Raw genomic sequence first — 17,483 nt, 5'->3', positions numbered from 1 at the left:
GGCAATTGGATGATAAAAGTAACCTGAACATCTATGTAAATAGCGGTGGGGGTTCAGTATTCGCTGGCTTAGCTATTTATAATATGTTAAAGCGCAATAAAGCCCAAAAAACTGTTTATGTGGATGGTGTTGCAGCTTCCATCGCTTCTGTAATCGCCCTAGCTGGTGATCGTGTTGTTGTCCCTTCTAACGCATTTTTAATGATTCATAGGCCTTGGACCTATGCAGCTGGAAATGCAATTGATTTCCGAAAGGCAGCAGAAGATTTGGATAACATTGAGTCTGGAATCATGAATGTATACAAGGAAAACTTAAAAGAAGGCATTGGAATTGAAGAAATTCAACAATTAGTAGATGCTGAGACCTGGTTAAGTGGTGAACAAGCTGAAAAATACTTCAACATCGAAGTTGTGGAAGCAAAAGAAGTCGCAGCATGTATGAGTGATTATTTTGATAAATATCAAAAAACACCTAATAAAGTAGTAGCAAAGGCTCCTTCTATTCCAAAGAAGGATAATAATGAACAATTAAAAATACAAAATGCACTAGACCTTTTAGAAATATAGGTCTATTTTTTGTGCCAAAACAAGGAGGAAATACCGAATGGATAAACAGGAACAAGAATTACGTCAGAGGGTTGCTGATTTAAAAGCTAAGGCTGAAGAGTTAAACAATAGCGGGAAAGTAGAAGATGCAAGAGCTAAAATTGAAGAATTAAAAGATGCAAAAAATGAATTCGATAATTATTTGGCTATGAAGGGCATTGAAGTTCCTGAACCTGTAAATTCACAAACAGGGGCTTTACCTCCAGCACCAGTTAAAAATGAAGATTCATCGTACAAAGAAGTATTTATGAAAGCTATTCGTGGTCAAAGTTTAAGCTCTGAAGAAGCAATCATCATGCAAGAATATAAGGCAGCACTATCTGAGAATAAAGGTGAAGATGGTGGATACATTGTTCCAGAAGATATCACAACTACAATTAATCAGTTAAAACAAACAACAGATAGCTTAGAACAATATGTAAATGTACAACCTGTTTCAACAAACAAAGGATCTCGTACATTAGAAAAACGTGCAGCATCTACACCATTTGCACCACTATCTGAGTATGGAAATCCAAATGCAATGCAAGAGATTACTTCTCCGAAATTTGACCGTATACCTTACGCAATTGATGATTATGCAGGTTTCTTACCAGTACCAAATGATTTATTAAGTGATACAGATCAAGCTTTAGAAAATTATTTACGTAGTTGGATTGCGAAGAAATCAATTGCGACTCGAAATTATTTGATTTTACAAGAGATTAATAAGCTTACAAAAGTTGATTTAAAGGACTATAACGGACTAAAGAAAACATTGAATGTAACTTTAGATCCAGCTTTTGCAGTAGTAGCAAATATTATCACAAACCAAGATGGATTTAACTACTTAGATCAATTAGAGGATAAAAATGGTCGTCCGCTACTTCAACCAGACCCAACAAATCCAACGCGAAAACTTTTCGCTGGTAAGCCAGTAATTGTCTTATCAAACAAAACAATTGCTACAGATAAAGATGGTAAAGCACCATTTATCGTTGGTGATTTGAAAGAAGCAGTTGTGTTATGGGATAGACAACAATTATCTATCGATATGACGAAAGAAGGCGGAAACGCTTGGAGAAGCAATACAACTGAATTCCGAGCAATTGAACGTGAAGACGTTACATTATGGGATGCAGAAGCGGTTGTGTATGGGCAAATTACAGTTGTGGCGAAAACAGGAGCTTAATGATATAGGAGGTGTCCTTCTTGGTACTGAAATTAGAGGAAGCTAAAGAGTATCTTCGTGTGGATGGCGATGAGGAGGACTCCCTCATTTCATCCTTTATAACAGCAGCTGAAATATATATTAAGAATGCAACAGGTAAAACTGTAGATGTAAAGAGTGAGCTTGCTAAACTAGCGGCTCGTATCTTAATTTCTCATTGGTATGAAAACCGTGAAGTGGTTGGAAAAGCTGAACAATTAGCATTCAGTTTGCAGTCAATATTAGTTCAATTGCAATATTGCGGTGGTGATTCAAATGAATCCGGGTGATTTAGATAAACGTCTTGTATTTCAAATAAAAGATGAAGATGCAAAGAGCCCGGATGGTGAGCCAATAGATGGTTATAAAGATTCTTTCGCTGTATGGGGTTCTTTCATTTTTTTAAAGGGAAGAAAGTACTTTGAAGCAGCCTCAGCCAACAGTGAAGTACAGGGTGAAACAGAAATCCGATTCCGTGCTGATGTGAATGCTGATATGAAAATTAAGTATAAGAACACGATTTATGACATTGTTTCAGTGATTCCAACTGAAAGACACATGTTATCAATTATGTGGAAGCGTGGTGGTATGAATGGGTAATGGTGTTGATTTTTTAGGATTTGACCGTCTCATTTCTGAATTAGAGCAAATGGGTCTACGTGGAGAAAAGATTGAAGATAAAGCCCTTGCAGCGGGTGGGGAACTGATTCGAAAAGCTATTTCAGAAATAGCTCCAAGGAGTGATAGCCCTAAAAAATCAACGAAAAGCGAATCGTGGCGTACAGGACAACATTTGGCTGATAATATACGAGTTACAAAAGCGAAAATGGAAGGCGGCATAAAAACTATTAAGATTGGAATAGACAAAGCGGATCGTTCTCCATATTTCTATGGGAAGTTCGTAGAATGGGGAACATCTAAAATGCCAGCTCAACCATTTATAGAACCAGGATTTAATTCTTCAAAAGAAGCTGCGGTTCGTGCTATGACAGACATTTTGAAGAACGAAATGAGGCTGAATTTATGATAAATCTACGCCCTGAAATTTTGCAAGCTCTTGAAAATAATCAGGAGCTTGTTTCTTTGTTAGGGGGAAAGCGAGTCTATTATCGTAAAGCCAAGCATGCAGAAGAATTTCCACGTATTACATTCTTCGAATTAGACAATAGGCCAAGTGGATTTGCGGATAATGAGGAAGGTGAAAGTGAAATCACATTTCAAATCGATATTTGGTCAAAGGTCAGTACAACAGCAATTCATCAAAAAGTGAATGCAATTATGAAAAGTATTGGTTTCTCGCGTTATGCGGTTGCTGATCTATATGAAGAGGATACACAAATTTTTCATTACGCGATGCGATTCGCGAAAGGAGTGGAGTTATAGATGGCTGGAGAGGTTATTACAATTAGTTCGACTGTTGGTGTCGATAGTCTTGTTTATGCAAAATTAACAAAAGATGATATAACAGGTGTTGCGTATGCAACGGTAAAGAAATTGGAAGGTGCAGTAAAGGTTAAAACATCTAAAAAGGTAGCTTCTGAGATTATGTGGAGCGATAACAAGAAATCAGAAATCGCTGAGTCTGACGGTGAAGTCGAGGTTGAAATTGAAGTTCGAGGACTTTCACTATCCACGAAAGCAGATATTGAAGGATATCCAGAAGTTAAGGATGGTGTATTAGACGAGAAACGAGAGGGGGAAAAACCATATGTAGCGATTGGATACCGTTTTTTAAAGGCTAACGGTAAGTATCGTTATGTTTGGTTACTTAAAGGAAAACTTTCACAAGAGGAAGAAGAAGCTGAAACGAAAAAAGACAAACCGAACTTCCAAACAACAAAACTGAAAGGATCATTCATTGAGCGTGATTTTGATGATAGACCAAAATTTACAGCTGATGCCGATGAACCTACGTTTACAAAAGTTGTAGGAGATAATTGGTTTAGTAAGGTATATGAAAAAGCCGTAACACCACCAACAGGCAAGTAGGAGGAATAAACTATGAAACTAACATTACGAATCAATAAGGAAAAGAAAACTTTTCATTTACCGGGGTTCATTCCAGCTCGTTTAATCCGTCAAGCACCTGAGCTTGCTGATATTCCAAATAATCCTGGTCCAGAGGATATGGATAAAATGGTTCAATTTGTAGTGAATGTTTTCGATGAACAATTTACATTAGATCAATATTGGGACGGTGTGGATGCTCGTAAGTTTTTATCGACAACTTCAGAGGTAATTAACACTGTTATCAATGAAACTGTGGAAGCGGCTAGTGGTACACCTGGAACTGGAGAAGAAGAAAACCCAAACGCGTAGAGGGGGGAGGGATACCGTTCAGTGAGTTTATGGACGAGCTCTACCTCTCTTTATTACGTCAAGGATATAAACATCATCATATCGATAACGAAATGGATATTTGGCATTATTTAAGGATAAATCGAAAGCATCGTGAACAAGGTAATTCAAATAGTGAAAATCAAAATTCAAATGAAATAGAAGTTCCAGCTGAAAACATTATCTAACGAGGGGGTGAGACATTGGCAAATGAAATGAATCATTTAGTAGTTAAGCTTTCCCTTGATAATGTGAATTTCCGTCAAGGTATAGCAAATTCAGGACGTGCGGTAAGGACATTACAGAATGAATTGAAATCTGTAAGTACAGGTATGGGTGGTTTCGCTAGTGCTAGTCAACAAACACAAGCGAAAATGGATACTCTAAGTAGGCTCATTGACGCGCAAAAAGAGAAAGTTAAAGCGTTACGGCAAGCATATGATCAAAATAAGGCTAAATTAGGTGAGAATGATGCAGCAACTCAGCGATACGCTTCACAAGTTAATAAAGCTGTTGCTGATTTAAATAGATTTGAAAATGAATTAAAGCAAGTAAATAAGCAAGCTGAACAAAAAGGGATGGATAAATTAAATCATTCTTTACAATCCCTACAGGCTGAATTTCAGTCTATTACAACAGGCATGGGCGGTTTTTCTCATGCAACTGAACAGACACGAGCGAAAATTGATGTTCTCACTCGTACGGTAGATAAGCAAAAAGAAAAAATTAGGGAACTTCAACAAGCCTATAATCGTGCAAAAACAGAAGAAGGTGAAGCGAGTCAGTCAGCGCAACGATATGCTGAACAAATTCATCGAGCCACAAGTGAGTTAAATCGATTCGAATCACAATTACAACAGGCAAATCATGAATTGGATCAGCAAGGAAATCGTCTATTGAACTTTGGGAATCGTATGGAGGCAATGGGAAACCACCTACAAAATGCTGGCATGCAAATCGGTATGGTATTTGGTGGTATGACGTATGCGATAGGTAGAGGTCTAAAATCAGCTGTGGAAGAATCAATGAATTTTGAACAACAGATGGCAAACATAAAAGCGGTATCTGGTGCAACTGGACAAGAAATGAGTAAACTCTCCGAATTAGCTGTTAAATATGGGGAAGACACGAAATATTCTTCTGTAGAAGCTGGAAAAGGGATTGAAGAATTAATAAAAGCCGGTGTTGGTTTAACAGACATCATCAATGGTGGATTAGAAGGGGCTTTAAACCTAGCGGCCGCTGGTGAACTAGAACTAGGAGAAGCGGCAGAAATCGCTTCAACCGCTTTGAATGCATTTAAAAGAGATGGTTTAAGTGTTACAGATGCCGCCAACTTACTTGCAGGAGCTGCTAATGCTTCAGCTACTGATGTACATGAACTGAAATATGGTTTATCAGCAACCGCAGCAGTTGCAGCAGGAGCTGGTATGACATTTAAAGATACAGCAACAGCTTTAGCGGTATTTGCACAGAATGGATTAAAAGGTTCTGATGCAGGTACTTCACTAAAAACAATGCTTATGAGGTTGAATCCTTCAACTAAAGAAGCGTATAACAAGATGGCAGATTTGGGTCTTATCACTTATAATGCGCAGGCTGGATTTGATTTCTTGGTTAAAAACGGAATCACACCAGCATCTAGAAGTGTGGGAGATATTGAAGTTGCATTAGAAAAATATGTAATGAAAACTGAAGGTGTAAAGAAATGGAATGATAAGTGTGATACTACATTCCGTGAGTTAGCAACTAGCTCCGCTTTCTTATCATCGAAATTCTATGATCAAGAGGGTCATATTCAAAGTTTAGAAAACATATCCGGAATTCTTCATGAATCCATGAAAGATTTAACAGACCAACAACGAAGTATGGCTTTAGAGACGTTATTTGGTTCAGACGCAGTTCGTGGTGCAACGATTTTGTTTAATGAAGGCTCACAAGGTGTAAATAAAATGTATACCGAGATGTCTAAAGTCACAGCTTTAGAAACAGCTGAAACGAAAATGAACACTTTGAAAGGTCGTATTGAACAGTTAAGTGGAGCATTTGACACAATGAAAAAGACAATTGGTGATGCGCTTGCCCCTGTGGTTCGTGCTTTTGTTGCTGGGTTGCAAAAGCTTGTGGATGGATTTAATGCATTGCCAGGTCCTGTACAAAAAGCTATTGCAATTACAGCAGGTATTGTTCTTGCTTTAACGGCTATTGCAACAGGTATTGGAGTGGTTCTAGCAGCAGTTGGAATGGTGGTTTCTGGGATTGGTTCTTTGGCAGTAGCAATGGGTGTAGCTACTGCAGCTACTAGTGTAACGGGCGCAGTTTTAGGGATAGTAGCCGCAGCGTTAGGACCAGTAGCAATTGCTTTAGGCGTGGTAGCAGCGGCAGTTGGTGTTGGCGTTCTAGCATACAAGGGATATCAAAAAGCAACTGAAGACAGTATTGCTTCAGTAGATCGTTTTACTACGAATACAGAAGGTAAAGTAAGTTCTTCCACAAAGAAAGTTCTTGGTGAGTATTTCAAGTTATCGGATGGTATTAGACAAAAGTTAACTGACATTAGACTAAACCATGAAGTAATAACAGAAGAACAGTCGCAAAAGCTCATTGGACAGTATGACAAATTAGCTAACACGATTATAGAAAAAACAAACGCAAGACAACAAAAAGAAATGGAAGGACTTAAAAAGTTCTTTTCTGATTCATATGTTTTAACTTCTGAAGAAGAAAACAAGAGGATGGAACAACTGAATCAACGTTACGAGCAAGAAAAACTAAAAACACAAGAAAAAGAAAATAAAATCAAAGAAATCCTACAAACAGCAGCTAGAGAAAATAGAGAGTTAACAACATCAGAACGAATTTCCTTACAGGCTTTACAAGATGAAATGGACAGAGTTGCTGTTGAACATATGTCTAAAAATCAGATGGAACAGAAAGTTATCCTGGAAAATATGCGAGTACAAGCAAGTGAAATATCGGCTAGACAAGCAGCTGAAGTTGTCCAACACAGTGCGGAGACTAGAGATAAAGTAATAGCTGATGCAAAGAAAACTCGTGATGATAAAATTGCAGAGGCTATTCGACAACGAGATGAAAATAAAACGATTAATACTGAAGAGGCAAATGCAATTATTGCTGAAGCAAAACGTCAGTATGATAGCGCAGTTTCCACAGCGAAAGATAAGCATAATGAAATTATAAGTGAAGCTAAATCCCAAGCAGGTGAACATGCGAATCAAGTTGATTGGGAAACTGGACAAGTAAAGTCGAAATATCAGGCTATGAAAGATGATGTAGTTCGAAAGATGAAAGAAACATGTTCAGATGTAACAAATTGGTGGGAAGAAACAAAAAAATCTACAAGTAGTACAGTTGAAGAAGTTAAAAATATAGTTTCAAGGAAATTTGAAGAAAAGAAAAAATCTGTTACTGATAAAATGAAAGAAATCCAAAGTGGAATTGAAGAAAAATGGGGACAAGTTGAAAAGTTTTTCAGTACTATAAATTTACGTTCCATTGGTAAATCAATTATAGAGGGGCTTGAAAATGGATTAGATGATGCAACAGGTGGCTTATATCGTAAGGCGAAAAGCATTGCAAACGATATTAAAAAGACTATTTCTGGAGCGCTTGAAATAAACAGTCCATCAAAAGTAATGATTCCAGTCGGTAGTGCGGTTCCAGAAGGTGTTGGAGTTGGTATGGATCGAGGGAAACGTTTTGTTGTGGATGCAGCAAAAAATGTAGTTGGAACCGTTAAGAAGCAAATGAGTAATATGCCATCTGTTTTTGATTTTGGATTCCAAACTTCTCATTATAGTGTTCCGAATGATGTGGTAAGTGGTTTAACGAATTATATGCAGCCTAATATTCCTAATAACTCGGCTACTAGTAAAAAGGTATTCCCAAATAGACGACCTGAAGAAAAAGAACTAAATCTTACATTGAATATGACAAACGTTTTAGATGGGAAAGAGTTAGCAGGTGGAACTTATAGGTATACCACAGAACTTCAAGATCGTGATCGACAACGAAAAGAGCAATTTTAAGGACGGTGATATTTTTGGGTAAACTAAGCTTTATATTTAATAATATTCGCAAAGATTATATTCAAATGCTTGTAGGTAGGAAACGTCCTTCATGGGCTCCAATTAAAAGAAATCTTGTCAGAGTTCCTCATCGTCCAGGAGCTTTTTTTATTCATACAGAAACGGAGGAGCGTCGTATTGACGTTCCTCTTGTTATTAAAGCAAAAAAAGACATGGCGGATTTACAAAAGATAAAAGAAGATTTAGCAGACTGGTTATTCACGGAACAACCAGCTGAACTTATTTTTGATGATGAGTTAGATCGAACATATCTTGCTTTTATTGATGGTTCACTAGATTTGGATGAACTAGTGAATAGGGGGAAGGGTGTTATTACTTTCGTTTGCCCTATGCCTTATAAATTAGGAAAAGTACAGACTCAAACATTCACGCAAAATTGGTCCACAGAAATCACGTCTAATTTCACGAATAAAGGTAGTGTAGAAACACCAGCATTAATTGAAATGACTGCAAAAAAGCCAAGCGCTTTTTTAGATGTATGGTTTGGAGAATATCCACATAATCGTGATTATTTTAGAATTGGCTATCCTCTCACTGTGGAAGAAACAACAGTACAAGAACGAGAAAGAGTCATGTGGGATGAAATGACTACAGCTGTAGGATGGACTCCTGTTACTGGAGTTTTTGATGACATGAAAGGTACAGGTAGTTTTAAATCAAGGGATGGTTACGCATTGTATTGTCAAGATTACGGACAAGAGAAAGGATTCCACGGTGCAATTGCTAAGAAAAATATTCCAGGTGGACCGTTACAAGATTTTGAAATGGAGACTTGGGTGCGTTTGAAGTCCAAAAGTATTGGGGAAATGGGCCGTGTAGAGGTACTTCTTTTAGATGATACAAGTAATATCGTTACGCGAATTAACATGAATGATTTATATTGGGATGCTGAAATGACGAAAGCATACATGCGTATTGGACATGCAGGAACGCCTAACAGTATACGAAAATTAGTAGATACAAGTGGGGCACATCCTAATACATTTAATCAATTTTACGGTAGGTTACGTATTGCAAGACGTGGGAAAGAATGGTCTGTTTATGTAGCCCGTTTTAGAGATGGTACAGAAATAGATGACGCTTCACTTGTTGAACGTTGGATTGATGAAACCGGAAATCCAATGACAGAACGAAAAATTGCACAAGTAATGATTTCAATCATGAGTTGGGATGTAAATAAACCTGTTGATGTCATGCAGATTGATGACTTAAAGATTTGGAAAGTAAACAAAGTACCTTCCAATACAAAGCCTTATATTTTCGATACCGGAGACAAAATTGTTATTGATACAGAACGAAGTCTCGTCACAATCAATGGGAAGAATGCAATCAATATAAAAGATATATTCAGTAACTTTCCAAAAGTAATACGGAGTGACAATCGAATCGATATTATGCCGCCTGATGTAAACGCAACAGTTAGTTATAGGGAGAGATATAGATGAGCACGCCTAGCGGAATTCTTCATGTGGTTGATTTTAAAACTGATCAAATTGTCTCAGCTATTCCACCGCAGGACTATTGGGGCGATAAACGTCATTGGGAAATCAAAAACAATATAGATATGCTAGATTTCACAACTTTTGATGGAACAGAACACGCAATTACATTACAACAACAAAACTTAGTTTTAAAAGAAGTCCGTGATGGACGTGTCGTTCCATATGTTATTACAGAGGCCGAGAAGGATTCTGATAAACGCTTCATTACCACATATGCTTCAGGCGCTTGGGTTCAAATCGCTAAGTCCGGAATTATAAATCCACAACGGATAGAGAGCAAAACGGTTAATGAATTCATTGATATGGCACTCTTGGGAATGAAGTGGAAACGTGGAAATACTGAATACGCTGGATTCCATACCATGACCATTGATGAGTTTATCGATCCGCTTACGTTTTTAAAGAAAATCGCTTCTTTATTTGATTTAGAAATTCAATATCGTGTAGAAGTAATAGGCTCTCAAATTACCGGTTGGTATGTAGATATGGTTAAAAAGCGTGGGCATGATACAGGCAAAGAAATAGAATTAGGAAAAGATTTAATCGGTGTAACTCGTGTTGAGCACAGCCGTAATATTTGTACTGCTTTAGTTGGATTTGTAAAAGGTGAAGGCGATAAAGTAATCACTATTGAAAGCATGAATAAGGGGCTACCTTATATCGTAGATGCAGATGCGTTTCAAAGATGGAATGAACACGGACAACATAAATTCGGTTTTTATACACCAGAAACAGAAGAATTAGATATGACTCCAAAACGTTTACTGACGCTTATGGAAATAGAATTACAAAAGCGTGTCAATTCCTCCATCTCTTATGAAGTGGAAGCACAATCAATTGGTCGAATTTTCGGTTTAGAACATGAATTCATTTATGAAGGCGACACGATAAAAATTAAAGATGCAGGATTCACGCCAAAATTATATCTTGAAGCGCGAGTAATAGCTGGAGACGAATCTTTTACAGACCCAACGCAGGATAAATATGAATTCGGGGATTACCGAGAGATAGTGAATCAAAATGAAGAACTACGGAAAATGTACCATCGTATCCTTAGTTCATTAGGTAATAAACAAGAAATGATCGATCAGTTAGATACATTAGTGAAAGATGCGAATGCAACCGCTAGTCATGCAAAGAAGGAGTCAGAAGCAGCAAAAACACTAGCTGAAAAAGTACAAGAGAATATAAAAAACAATACGGTTGAAATTATAGAATCCAAGAATCCACCGAAAACAGGGCTTATAGACAGAAAAACAGTATGGTTAGATATTTCTAACGGTAAGCCTGGTATGTTAAAACTTTGGAAAGATGGTATTTGGGATCCTGTTGTACCTGATATCGAATCAGTAAAAAAAGAGGTTGCTGGTCAATATAACGAAGTGAAAGAAACGCTGCAAGGCTTTTCGCGTAATATGGTTGATTTAAAACACGATCAGGGTACGATTGATAAAAAAGTTACAGCAATCGAACAAACAGCAAGTGGATTATCTACCACAGTGGGTAATTTAAACAATATAGTAGATGCGCAAGGTAAAAAACTTACGGAAGCAAATTCTAAAGTGGAACAACAGGCAACCGCAATCGGAGCAAAAGTTGAGCTGAAACAAGTAGAAGACTATGTTGCTGGATTTCAGATACCTGAATTGAAACAAACAGTTGATACAAATAAACAAGATTTATTGGGCGAATTAGCTAATAAACTTGCAACCGCGCAATTTAATCAACAAATGACTCACATTGATAATCGCTTTATGATTACTGAAAAAGGTATTGATGCCGCAGCAAAAACAACGGAAGTATATACGAAGACGCAAGCAGATGGGCAATTTGCAAAAGATTCCTATGTAAGAGATATGGAGTCACGACTTCAGCTAACAGAAAAAGGCGTTAGCATATCTGTAAAAGAAAATGATGTAATTGCAGCCTTTAATATGAGTAAAGAAAATATTAAGCTAAATGCGGCAAGAATAGATTTAGTCGGAAAAGTGAAAGCAGAGTGGTTAATGGCAGGTTTGTTAAGTGGTTGCAAAATTAGAACATCAAATACCAATAACTATGTAAGCTTAGATGACCAGTTTTTACGTCTATATGAAAGTGGTGTTCCTAGAGCGTTTCTTGGATATTATCGAAGACGAGACGGTGCAGTACAACCAACTTTCATCTTAGGAACAGATGAAAAAACTAGCGCTCCTGAAGGTGCTTTATTTATATCTCAAATGGGGACCGGATGGCCTCAAGCTAGTGCGAACATTGGTATTACTGATGACATAGTTGATAGTGAGATAAGAAAATCTGTGTTTTGGGAGCTTAACAGAAACGGAATTAGTGTTCTACACGCAAACGACTATCATGCTCTTTATGCCGGAAATGGAAACTGGCATTTCAGACGAGGAAAAAGTGGTCTATATCAATCTACATTAGCAATCGAAGATAATAGCTCAGATGCAGATGTAAGATTACCTACTATCATATTACGTAATAGCCGAGTAGCAGGATATACCGGAGTTCTCCAAGTTAAGTCGCCTGTTACTCAAAATGGATGGGGAGCTGTTCAAGGTAACTTTATGAGTCCTTCGCTACGTGAGTACAAATCTAACATCCGAGATGTATCCTTTTCTGCTTTAGAAAAAATTAGAAATGTTAGAGTAAGAGAATTTAACTATAAGAACGCGGTAAATGAGCTTTACAAAATGAGAGAAGAGAAAGATCCCAATGATCCACCAGTAACAACGCAAGATATAAAAAAGTATTATGGAGCAATTGTAGATGAATCTGATGAAGCATTTGTGGATGAAAGTGGGAAAGGGATTCACTTGTATTCATACGCATCACTTACTATAAAAGCTTTACAAGAACTTGAAGAAGTTCAAAATGAGAAAATACAAGAAAACGAGAGGAAGCATAAGGAAGAAATTACATCAATGAACAGAAAAATAGCAACATTAGAAGAGTTAGTTCAAAAATTAATTGATAAGAAACCAGAGCAACCATAAGCATAAGCTGGTCTTTTTTAATTTGCATAAAATACGGGTTGTATAACAAAAGAGGGACGAATAACTGTCTCTTTTTTTATATAGATGAGGAGGAAAGAGGATGAATCGTTCCTATGAAATTACTGTGGATATGCGAAAAGAAAACTGTATGTATGATATAGAATTTTCTCAAAATAACTTGAACACTTCAGAATTAATAATAAACATTAAGGAAGATGAAGAACCTTTTATTTTACAAGATACAGATACAATTATCGTAGCATTCAAGAAGCCAGATCAGACATTGGTGTTTCAAAGCAAAAATGTAAAGATGCTAGGTAAAACAAATGGAAAAATAAGTGTTGTATTGACCACGCAAACTCTTGTCAAAGTAGGTACGGTACAAGGGGAAATATCGATTGAACGAGAAGAATCTGGTATAAAAAAGCGAGTCAGTACCTACCCTTTCTATTTCAAGGTGAGAGATTCGTTATTGGCAGATGAAACGATTGAATCTAAAAATGAATTTCAGCTTTTTGAAAAGATTATTCAAGCTGGGAAAACATTAGAAGGAGTGGATGTAACTACAATTACAGACTTCCTTCCGAATCAACGGGATTTTATTGAATTACTTCGGAACCATAACACTCCATCGAACATGTATACACGTATTGTAGGGGACCGTACACTTGATATACTGATACCACTTCGTGGGAACAAGGTGGCCCATTACACGTTGCGTAAAGATACAAAAGATGACTATGTAAAATTAGAAGATTGTGCGATTTCTAATTTATCTGTGGTAGCGCAGAAAGTAAATGCAATCAACTATAAAGTGGATACAGGAGCCATGCAAAAGGCGAATCCACCAAACTACTACACGACTACAGTAGGTGATACATTCACATTTACATTTGATGGAACGGGTTTTGACTTTCAACATTTCACTGATAATCGTGGTGGACTATGGGAGTTCAAGGTAGATGGTACGGTAGTAAAAACAATAAGTACACACATTAACGATGTTCCAACGAACGAATTAAAAGTGAATTATGGAACCCGTTCAGTTGTACGGGGTTTAGCAAAAGGAACACATACGGTCGTAGCAACTTTCAAAGGTGACGATCCAGCTAATCCACCGACAGGTGGTGCGAACACTTCTCGAGGATGGGTAAAAAATGATACTGGCTATGCACAAGCAGCGGAAGCACATAAGACAGCTTTTATTTATGATGACCTTTTGAATCCAGTTAAAGAAGTGGATTTACTTGTTTCTTTCAGTAATAAAGAATTCGCATTTCGTATGAAACCAAACGACTCATCTGTAAACGCTGAATGGATACCAGAGCATAGTGCCGCTACGGTATTTAAAGTCAGTCAAAAAATTTATATTGACGATAAAGAAATAAATTCTTGGACAGCAGATGCAACTGTAAAAGAAGCGAAAATGGTAAGAGCGGTTCAATCGATGAAAGGATTCCATCCTTCCGATCTAACGAATGCATTATGTGAGATTTATTCTGTTCATACTGTTACAAATCAAGGTGTAACGTTTGATATAAAAATAAAATGGTTACAAGATACTTTCATAGAAGATGGTTATATAGCCATGCTTCCGGGGAGCCGTCCATTTGTAGAGAAATTGGTAGATGCGACAGGGAAATCCTTTGAAACGCTTGTAGCTGATAACAGTAGTAAAGATATTGTAAATGGCGAGAAAATGGCAAGCTATGCCATGCTAAGCAAAGAAAGAGAGTATGTAGTAGCCATGAAAATAAATAATATTCATGCAAGTTTACGTAAAGGGCAAACCGGAATACGTAATCCGCTCGTCTGGTTACAGCATCGAGATGCCACTTTGCAGAAGCTATATCCACAAGTGTACAAAAACTGTGTAGTAAAAGCAGGTGAAACTCATCCATTTAGCGCAACATACTTCGTTGGTGAACTACCACTCGCAGCACAGTTATTGATATAAAACTTAATAAAATACGGCTTTGATAACAAAGAGGGGCAATTTCGTTTCTCTTTTTTTATTGGTCAAAGGAGATGAGAACAGTGGAAGATGCAATTTTTAATTCAATGGTTCAACAAGGAGCATTCGCAGCGTTATTCGTGTGGATGCTTTTTACTACGCAAAAAAAGAATGAACAGCGTGAAGAACAGTATCAAAAGGTCATTGAAAAGAATCAGGACGTTATCACAAAACAAGCAGAAGCTTTTGGTTCTCTATCTAAAGAAGTATCAGAAATCAAACAAATCCTAGGAAATGGAGAGAGAAAATAATGGAGATGAGAAAAAACTTAGTTGACCCAAGTAAATATGGTACAAAGTGTCCGTATACCATGAATCCTGAATTTATCACGATTCATAACACTTATAACGATGCTTCAGCAGAAAACGAAATTGCGTATATGATTCGAAATAATAATGAAGTGTCATTCCACATCGCAGTAGATGATAAGGAAGCGGTACAAGGAATTCCTTTAGAGCGTAACGCTTGGCATTGCGGTGATGGTGGAGGTAACGGAAATCGTAAATCTATCGGGGTGGAAATTTGTTACTCTTTAAACGGTGGAGATAGGTATTATAAAGCAGAAGATAATGCGGCAATTGTTGTAGCGCAATTAATGAGGCAATATAACATTCCAATCAGTAAAGTTCGCACACATCAATCATGGAGCGGTAAGTATTGTCCTCATCGTATGTTAGCGGAAGGGCGTTGGAATTCTTTTATAGAAAGGGTGCAAAACGCATATAACGGTGGTGGGAATGCAGGCTCTACAAAGCCATCTAACAATGGTGTAGGTGTCGTGACAATTACAGCGGATGTATTACGCGTTCGCAGGGGACCAGGAACAAACTATGACATTGTGAAAAAGGTGTACCGAGGAGAACGTTATCAATCATGGGGCATTCAAAATGGATGGTATAACGTTGGGGGAGACCAATGGGTGTCTGGGGAGTATGTGAGGTTTGAGGGGTAAAGAAGATTAGGGAAGCCTAACGAATCTTGGCGAGGAAAGGATTCATGTCAACGATCTAATTATAAAGAAAAAAGCGAGTCTCTCTAAACGAAGAGAGCTCGTTTTTTATAGAATTATTACATTATACAAGTTGAACGTAAAAAGAGAGCAATCTCAGGTTGATTAGGAGATTGCTCTTTCACTTAGTTTCTACGTCTGTTAATTAGAAGCTATAGAGGTTTACCGATTTTTAATATGCTCAATTACTTCCCCATGTACCATTCTTATTGAAGTAATGCTCTTTGAATTGACCTTCTTTATTTTTAACTGTTGCTTTCTCATCGTGGAGCATACGGCCAGTAGTCCCCTTGAAGTTTTGGTTGCCTTCTTTGTTATCTAGATAGTACCAAGCACCTTTCACTTGCACCCACCCAGTCATCATTTCACCTTTGCTAAATGTTGTGCCGTCATTATTTTTTGTGTCGTTGGCAGGGCTTAAGTAGTAAGTATTTCCATCACCTGGCTCCACCCATCCAGTTACGAAATCTCCTTTGTTAAATTCTACGCCGTCCCAGTTTTTAAAACCGTTTACAGGGCTGATATAATAATATTTGTTTCCATCTTGAGCCCATCCAGTTATCATTTCACCAGTGTCAGGTTTGAAGAAATAAGTTTTGCCGTCAATATCAATCTTCCCAGTCACCATGTCTCCCCCAGCGGCAAGGTAATATTTTTTACCTTGATAGAAAACCCAACCAGTTACAACTTTATCGTTTTTATCGACATAATGCCATTTCCCGTTGTTTTGTTTTACCCATTTACCTTGTGCTAAATCTTGAATTGTAGGGTCACCAACTGATCCTTCGTATAATTTTGCTAGTTTTTCATATGCAGTGATAGCGTCGTTTAGTTGATTTACTTCAGCCGTGTATTTATTATATTCTGAATCGTTAGTCCATATCATTGCTGGGTTTGTACGGAGTACCCTTATTCTAGCGTCTAATTTCGCTTGTGCATTATTTTTTCGAGTTTTTAAATCTGTTACTTGTCCCTGTGTGTTACCAAGGTCGATGGTGAAGGATGGTACCTTGTTTATTTTTTCGATATACTGGTCTTTAGCGTTGTCATATGTTTCGTTTATATGCTCTACATAACTATTAATAAGTGTATTCAGACCTTCTTTGGTATAAAGTTGTCGTAAACTATCTTGTGTAATATTCATTTTATCAGCGTGTTGTTGTACGGATTGTAGAAATTGTATATGCGCTATCGCAACTTTAGTGTATAGGGGTAAATTTGTTACTTTGTGTTTAGCATCTGAAGTGTGCTCGAGAATTCTTCCAAATGTTTGCTCAATGCCAACTGTCCAACTACCCAGTTGATTTTTTGTCTTATCATCAGCATGTTGACTACCTTTTTCATTCACTGCGTTTTCAAGAGTTTTTAAGTCTTTATTTAGTGAGTTGAATTCGCCTTGTAGATAGTTAAGCTGGTCTTTGTCAATTTCATCTAGCACGTATCTCTTAAGTTTGTCTTCTAGTTTTTGTAGGGCATCTCCCTTGTTCTCTGGCCATAGTAAACCAATCATTGGAGATACAAACATTCCAAATGGCATGAAATCTGTGCTTGTCATGACCATCGATCTAAAGAAATTGTTTAGGTCTAGACCTTCTGCTGATCCCGCTGATTTAAGGATGTCTGCCATTGAATTTGCGACAAGTTTTTTACCTGTCTTTTTATCATAGTTAATAACGTATTCTTTCACAAATGATTTTTCTTTTTCTGCTGCTGTGCTTAAGT

Annotated in this window: 16 protein-coding genes; 15 read left to right on the top strand and 1 reads right to left on the bottom strand. The window is 37.4% G+C overall.

Translation table 11 applies throughout. From position 1 onward, the window contains the following. The 15 genes from I6L50_RS29070 to I6L50_RS29000 all read left to right on the top strand — a co-directional run. On the top strand, positions 1-566 hold a 566-nt coding region (locus I6L50_RS29070; protein ID WP_219303685.1), incomplete at its 5' end, for a head maturation protease, ClpP-related. Positions 567-603: 37 nt separating this feature from the next. Further along, entirely contained in the window at positions 604-1,776 is a 1,173-nt protein-coding gene (locus I6L50_RS29065; RefSeq protein ID WP_219299831.1) for a phage major capsid protein, read from the top strand. 20 nt (positions 1,777-1,796) lie between these two features. Continuing rightward, entirely contained in the window at positions 1,797-2,084 is a 288-nt protein-coding gene (locus I6L50_RS29060) for a head-tail connector protein (RefSeq protein WP_219299829.1), read from the top strand. Next, positions 2,071-2,394, top strand: coding sequence for a phage head closure protein (locus I6L50_RS29055; protein WP_219301269.1), 324 nt, complete (start codon positions 2,071-2,073; stop codon positions 2,392-2,394). The genes I6L50_RS29060 and I6L50_RS29055 overlap by 14 nt, the downstream gene beginning before the upstream one ends. Next, positions 2,387-2,821 (top strand): HK97-gp10 family putative phage morphogenesis protein, encoded by a 435-nt coding sequence (locus I6L50_RS29050; protein WP_219299825.1) that lies wholly within the window; start codon positions 2,387-2,389, stop codon positions 2,819-2,821. The genes I6L50_RS29055 and I6L50_RS29050 overlap by 8 nt, the downstream gene beginning before the upstream one ends. Beyond that, positions 2,818-3,177, top strand: a complete 360-nt coding sequence (gene gp17, locus I6L50_RS29045; RefSeq protein ID WP_219299823.1) for a tail completion protein gp17 — start codon at positions 2,818-2,820, stop codon at positions 3,175-3,177. Before I6L50_RS29050 ends, gp17 begins: the two co-directional genes overlap by 4 nt. Beyond that, positions 3,178-3,783, top strand: coding sequence for a major tail protein (locus I6L50_RS29040; RefSeq protein WP_219299821.1), 606 nt, complete (start codon positions 3,178-3,180; stop codon positions 3,781-3,783). A gap of 12 nt (positions 3,784-3,795) precedes the next feature. Beyond that, the gene (gene gpG, locus I6L50_RS29035) at positions 3,796-4,113 is read left to right on the top strand and encodes a phage tail assembly chaperone G (protein WP_219299819.1); all 318 of its coding nucleotides are present in this window, start codon (positions 3,796-3,798) and stop codon (positions 4,111-4,113) included. 29 nt (positions 4,114-4,142) lie between these two features. After that, positions 4,143-4,319, top strand: a complete 177-nt coding sequence (locus tag I6L50_RS29030; RefSeq protein WP_219299817.1) for a hypothetical protein — start codon at positions 4,143-4,145, stop codon at positions 4,317-4,319. Between the two features lie 15 nt (positions 4,320-4,334). Beyond that, complete coding sequence (locus I6L50_RS29025) at positions 4,335-8,180, top strand: phage tail tape measure protein (RefSeq protein WP_219303684.1); 3,846 nt, start codon at positions 4,335-4,337, stop codon at positions 8,178-8,180. 14 nt (positions 8,181-8,194) lie between these two features. Then, the gene (locus tag I6L50_RS29020; protein WP_219303683.1) at positions 8,195-9,685 is read left to right on the top strand and encodes a distal tail protein Dit; all 1,491 of its coding nucleotides are present in this window, start codon (positions 8,195-8,197) and stop codon (positions 9,683-9,685) included. After that, complete coding sequence (locus tag I6L50_RS29015) at positions 9,682-12,738, top strand: phage tail spike protein (protein ID WP_219303682.1); 3,057 nt, start codon at positions 9,682-9,684, stop codon at positions 12,736-12,738. Before I6L50_RS29020 ends, I6L50_RS29015 begins: the two co-directional genes overlap by 4 nt. 100 nt (positions 12,739-12,838) lie before the next feature. Continuing rightward, positions 12,839-14,695 carry a BppU family phage baseplate upper protein gene (locus I6L50_RS29010; RefSeq protein ID WP_219303681.1) on the top strand — a complete coding sequence of 619 codons (1,857 nt, stop codon included), beginning with the start codon at positions 12,839-12,841 and terminating at the stop codon, positions 14,693-14,695. An 80-nt stretch (positions 14,696-14,775) separates the two neighbouring features. Then, the gene (locus I6L50_RS29005) at positions 14,776-15,003 is read left to right on the top strand and encodes a BhlA/UviB family holin-like peptide (protein ID WP_219303680.1); all 228 of its coding nucleotides are present in this window, start codon (positions 14,776-14,778) and stop codon (positions 15,001-15,003) included. Next, complete coding sequence (locus I6L50_RS29000; protein WP_219303679.1) at positions 15,003-15,704, top strand: N-acetylmuramoyl-L-alanine amidase; 702 nt, start codon at positions 15,003-15,005, stop codon at positions 15,702-15,704. Before I6L50_RS29005 ends, I6L50_RS29000 begins: the two co-directional genes overlap by 1 nt. Before the next feature lie 238 nt (positions 15,705-15,942). Here I6L50_RS29000 and I6L50_RS28995 read toward each other — a convergent pair whose 3' ends face one another. Further along, positions 15,943-17,388, bottom strand: coding sequence for an insecticidal delta-endotoxin Cry8Ea1 family protein (locus I6L50_RS28995; protein ID WP_219303678.1), 1,446 nt, complete (start codon positions 17,386-17,388; stop codon positions 15,943-15,945). Positions 17,389-17,483: the final 95 nt, after the last annotated feature.

Origin of the sequence: Bacillus sp. FDAARGOS_1420, assembly GCF_019344915.1 — a bacterium.
Classification (GTDB): Bacteria; Bacillota; Bacilli; order Bacillales; family Bacillaceae_G; genus Bacillus_A; species Bacillus_A mycoides.
The sequence above is the reverse complement of the archived record's forward strand: the minus strand, read 5'-3'. Positions and strand labels throughout refer to the sequence as shown.